The sequence below is a fragment of the Streptomyces sp. NPDC054840 genome, assembly GCF_053611065.1.
In genome coordinates this window covers 1-4,978 of record NZ_JBSGZP010000563.1, presented here as the reverse complement: position 1 = coordinate 4,978, position 4,978 = coordinate 1, and the positions used below count along the sequence as shown (strand labels likewise).

The following is a 4,978-nucleotide window of genomic DNA, read 5'->3' as shown; positions in this document are numbered from 1 at the left end:
GGTGTGCGGTCCGTCCCGCACACCCCCGGCGATCTGTGTTTCCTCCCCTGTCACCCCGCATCCGCAGAGCGCCCGTTTCGTTGGCTGGTACGTGCATTCATACGACTCCTCCCGCGCCCCGTCCTATCCGAGCACCGTCCCCGCGCTGCGTCCCGCACGGGACCGGGACCCCTCCGCGACCGTCTCGCACACCCCCATCTACGACACGCTGTACTCGGAGTACCTGCGCGCCTTCCGGGCGCTGCCGGGCGATCGGACGGGCGAGGAGGACCACGGCTTCACGTCCTTCTCCCACGGGGGCTCGTACGCGAGCGGCAGCTCGTACGGCAGCGGCTCGAACGGCTCCGCGTGGCAGCGCGTCGACGGCTGGCAGCCCTCGTACACCCCGCAGCCGCAGTCCTCGTACTCGTACGCCGGCAGCCCCGCGTACGCCGACGGACGGCAGCACCAGACCGGGATGACCCACATCCCTGCGGCCCTGCCGCCCGCTCCGCGCCGGAGCTACTGACCCCTCGGAGTGTTTCGGTGTGGCGGGCACGGTCGGCATCTTCCGGACCTCGTGGCCGCTTTCGCCGTGCGTGATCCTGCGGACGCCGACGACGTAGCCGTCGGTCGCGCGGTCCCGGGCGGTGATCCGGATCGGGTCGGGACGTCAGGTGTGGAGCCTCCGGCCCCAGCTTGACGGCCCGCACAGGGTCCAGGGGCAAGGGGCGAGCCCCCCACCTGCGGAAAATATGCGGGTGGGGGGCTCGATCAGACGGGGACTACTTCTTCTTCTTGTACTGGGCGCCGCGCTTCTCGCGCACCCGCACCGAGATGTGGATCGGGGTGCCGTCGAAGCCGAACTCCTCGCGCAGGCGGCGCTCGATGAACCGGCGGTAGCCGTGCTCCAGGAAGCCGGAGGCGAAGAGGACGAACCGCGGCGGCTTGCTGCCCGCCTGGGTACCGAACAGGATGCGGGGCTGCTTGCCACCACGGATCGGGTGCGGGTGGGCGGCGACGACCTCGCCGAGGAACGCGTTCAGCCGGCCGGTGGGGACACGCGTCTCCCAGCCCGCCAGGGCCGTCTCGATCGCCGGAACCAGCTTCTCCATGTGACGGCCGGTGAGCGCCGAGACGTTCACCCGGGGCGCCCAGGCGACCTGCTGCATCTCGGTCTCGATCTCGCGCTCGAGGTAGTAGCGGCGCTCCTCGTCGAGCTCGTCCCACTTGTTGTACGCGATCACGATCGCGCGGCCCGCCTCGACGGCCATGGTGATGATGCGCTGGTCCTGGACGCTGATGGTCTCGGTGGTGTCGATCAGGATCACCGCGACCTCCGCCTTCTCGACGGCGGCGGCCGTGCGCAGGGAGGCGTAGTAGTCGGCGCCCTGCTGCAGGTGGACCTTCTTGCGGATACCGGCGGTGTCGACGAACTTCCAGGTGATGCCACCGAGCTCGATCAGCTCGTCGACCGGGTCGCGGGTGGTGCCGGCCAGCTCGTTGACGACGACGCGGTCCTCCTTCGCCACCTTGTTGAGCAGCGAGGACTTGCCGACGTTCGGACGGCCGATGAGCGCGATGCGGCGCGGGCCGCCGGGGGCGGCGCCGCCGAAGGTCTGCTCGGGGGCCTCGGGCAGGGCCTCCAGGACCGCGTCGAGCATGTCACCGGTGCCGCGGCCGTGCAGCGAGGAGACCGGGTGCGGCATGCCGAGGCCCAGCGACCACAGGGAGGCCGCGTCGGACTCGCCGCTCTGGCCGTCGACCTTGTTGGCGCACAGCACGACGGGCTTGCCCGCCTTGCGCAGCAGCCGTACGACGGCCTCGTCGGTATCGGTGGCGCCGACCTTGGCGTCGACGACGAAGACGACCGCGTCGGCGGCCTCGATGGCGTACTCGGCCTGGGCGGCGACGGAGGCGTCGATGCCGAGGACGTCCTGCTCCCAGCCGCCGGTGTCGACGACCTTGAAGCGGCGGCCGGCCCATTCGGCCTCGTACGTGACGCGGTCGCGGGTGACGCCGGGCTTGTCCTCGACGACCGCCTCCCGGCGGCCGATGATCCGGTTCACCAGGGTCGACTTGCCGACATTGGGGCGGCCGACGACGGCGAGGACGGGAAGCGGGCCGTGACCGGCCTCCTCGATCGCGCCTTCGACCTCTTCGATGTCGAAGCCCTCTTCCGCGGCGAGCTCCATGAACTCCGCGTACTCGGCGTCGCCAAGTGCTCCGTGGTCGTGCTGGTCGTTCATGAAGTCCGTTCCTCGTCGTTCGTGGTGGTCGGTGGTACCCGCGCAGCGCGGTTCCACTACTGGTTTCAAGTCTCGCTCAGCGCCCGGTCAGGCGCTTGGCGTCGGCCAGGTGGGCGGTCAGCCGGTCCTGGATGCGTACGGTGGCCTGGTCGAGGGCGGTACGGGTACGGCGGCCACTGCCGTCGCCCGCGTCGAAGGCCGAGCCGAAGACGACGTCGACCCGGCTCTTGAGGGCCGGCAGGCCCTTGACGACCCGCCCCGGGGTGTCCCCGCTGCCCAGCACGGCCACGGGGACGATGGGGGCGCCGCTGCGGACCGCGAAGTACGCGAGGCCCGCGCGCAGCGAGGCGAAGTCGCCCTCGCCCCGGGTGCCCTCGGGAAATATCCCCAGGGCCCCTCCATTGTCGAGCACGCCGAGGGCGCGGCCTATCGCCGTCCGGTCGGGGCCGCCGCGGTCGACCTTGACCTGCCCGATCCCTTCGAGGAAGGGACCGAGCGGGCCCACGTACGCTTCCTTCTTGATCAGGAAGTGCAGCGGCCTGGGCGCGGTGCCCATGACCATGGGGCCGTCGATGTTGTGCGAGTGGTTCACGGCGAGGATGACGGGGCCCGAGGCGGGCACCTTCCAGGCCCCCAGTACGCGCGGCTTCCAGAGCCCGTACATGAGCCCGATGCCGATGCGCCTGCCGACCGCCGCACCCTTGAGGGAGGGCGCTTGGCTCACCTGCGGCCCGCCCGCTTCTCTTCCACCAGGGTCACGACGCACTCGATCACCTGGTCGAGCGTGAGCTCGGTGGTGTCCACCTCGACGGCGTCGTCGGCCTTGGCCAGCGGGGAGGTCGTGCGGCCGGAGTCGGCCGCGTCGCGCTTGATCAGCGCCTCCTTGGTGGCCGCGAGGTCGGCGGCCTCCTTACCGCGGAGCTCGCCGCTGCGCCGGGCGGCGCGCGCCTCGGCGGAAGCGGTGAGGAAGATCTTGAGGTCGGCGCCGGGCAGGACGGTGGTGCCGATGTCCCGGCCCTCGACGACGATCCCGTCGGCCTCTTCGGCCGCCTCGGCGGCGATGGAGCGCTGCAGGTCGGTGATCAGGGTGCGCACCTCGGGGACGGCGCTGACGGCGCTGACCTTCGAGGTGACCTCCTGGGTCCGGATGGGACCGGCGGCGTCGAGGCCGTCCACGGTGATGGTGGGCGCGGCCGGATCGGTGCCGGACACGATGGTGGGCTTGCCGGCGGCGATCGCGATGGCCTGCGGGTCGTCGGTGTCGACGCCGTTGGTGATCATCCACCAGGTGATGGCCCGGTACTGGGCGCCGGTGTCCAGGTAGCGCAGCCCGAGCTTGGCGGCCACGGCCTTGGAGGTGCTGGACTTGCCCGTGCCGGAGGGACCGTCAATGGCGACGATCACGGCGGACGGAGCTGCGGTTTCCACGGTGCGGGCACCTTCCTGGTTGCGCGTACGTGTCTGGGCGCGGCAAAGCGCCCCTCCCCAAGGTTACCGGCCCCGGACGGCCCCCGTCCCCGCCGTGCGTTTCGGGGACCGGCCGCCCCTCGCCCGCCGCCCCGCCGCTCTCCTACTGCTGCCGCAGCGCCCAGCCCCGCTCGCGCAGCTCGGCGGTCAGGCCGGCCACCGCCCGCGGCTCCACCATGAGCTGGACGAGTCCGGCCTGCTGGCCCGTCGCGTGCTCGATCCGTACGTCCTCGATGTTGACCCCGGCCCGGCCGGCGTCGGCGAAGATCCGCGCCAGCTCACCGGGCTGGTCGCTGATGAGCACGGCCACCGTCTCGTAGACCGTGGGCGCCGCGCCGTGCTTGCCCGGCACCCGGACCCGGCCCGCGTTGCCGCGGCGCAGCACGTCCTCGATGCCCGCGGCGCCGCCGCGCCGCTTCTCCACGTCGGCGGACTGCAGGCCCCGCAGTGCCTCCACGGTCTCCTCCAGATCGGCGGCGATCCCGGCGAGGACGTCGGCGACCGGTCCCGGGTTGGCCGACAGGATCTCCACCCACATCCGCGGGTCGGAGGCCGCGATCCGGGTGACGTCGCGGATGCCCTGCCCGCACAGCCGGACGGCCGTCTCGTCGGCCTCCTCCAGCCGGGCCGCGACCATGCTGGAGACCAGCTGCGGGGTGTGCGAGACGAGCGCCACCGCGCGGTCGTGGGCGTCGGCGTCCATCACCACCGGCACGGCCCGGGACAGGGCCACCAGCTCCAGCGCGAGGTTGAGCACCTCGTGGTCGGTGTCCCGGGTGGGGGTCAGCACCCACGGGCGGCCCTCGAAGAGGTCCGCGGTGGCGGCGAGCGGCCCCGACTGCTCCTTGCCGGCCATCGGGTGGGTCCCGATGTACGCGGTGACGTCCACGCCGAGCGCGGCCAGCTCCCGTCGCGGTCCGCCCTTGACGCTGGCCACGTCCACGTAGGCACGCGCGACGCCGCGCCCGATCAGGTCGGCCAGGGTCGCGGCCACGTGGGCCGGCGGTACGGCGACGATCGCGAGGTCGACCTGCTGCTGCGGAGCCTCGTCGGTGCCGGCCCCGAGGGCGGCCGCGGTACGGGCCCGGTCCGGGTCGTGGTCGGCGAGGTGGACGGTGATCCCCCGGGCGGACAGGGCGAGTGCCGCGGAGGTGCCGATCAGTCCGGTTCCGATGACGACGGCGGTTCTCACGAGGCACTCCAAGGGGACGGAAAGGCGAACTGACGGGCTGTCCGGCCAGGGTATCCAGCACCCGCGGCACGAGGGCCCGACCGCCCATCCC

5 protein-coding genes are annotated in these 4,978 nt (G+C 72.4%); 1 reads left to right on the top strand and 4 read right to left on the bottom strand.

All coding sequences use genetic code 11. The features are described from left to right. Nucleotides 1-508 (top strand): hypothetical protein (locus ACWGIU_RS29620; RefSeq protein WP_453710892.1); only part of this gene is annotated, 508 nt, incomplete at its 5' end. Nucleotides 509-764: 256 nt separating this feature from the next. Here ACWGIU_RS29620 and der read toward each other — a convergent pair. The 4 genes from der to ACWGIU_RS29600 form a co-directional block, all read right to left on the bottom strand. After that, nucleotides 765-2,228, bottom strand: a complete 1,464-nt coding sequence (gene der / locus ACWGIU_RS29615; RefSeq protein WP_453710890.1) for a ribosome biogenesis GTPase Der — start codon at nt 2,226-2,228, stop codon at nt 765-767. 76 nt (nt 2,229-2,304) lie between these two features. Next, nucleotides 2,305-2,994, bottom strand: a complete 690-nt coding sequence (locus ACWGIU_RS29610; RefSeq protein WP_453710888.1) for a lysophospholipid acyltransferase family protein — start codon at nt 2,992-2,994, stop codon at nt 2,305-2,307. Then, nucleotides 2,949-3,656, bottom strand: coding sequence for a (d)CMP kinase (gene cmk, locus ACWGIU_RS29605; protein ID WP_453710886.1), 708 nt, complete (start codon nt 3,654-3,656; stop codon nt 2,949-2,951). The genes ACWGIU_RS29610 and cmk overlap by 46 nt, the downstream gene beginning before the upstream one ends. A gap of 142 nt (nt 3,657-3,798) precedes the next feature. After that, nucleotides 3,799-4,887 (bottom strand): prephenate dehydrogenase, encoded by a 1,089-nt coding sequence (locus ACWGIU_RS29600; protein WP_453710884.1) that lies wholly within the window; start codon nt 4,885-4,887, stop codon nt 3,799-3,801. Nucleotides 4,888-4,978: the final 91 nt, after the last annotated feature.

Excerpts from the sequence above, each read along its gene's own strand:
- der (WP_453710890.1), bottom strand. The coding sequence starts at position 2,228 with ATGAACGACCAGCACGACCACGGAGCACTTGGCGACGCCGAGTACGCG.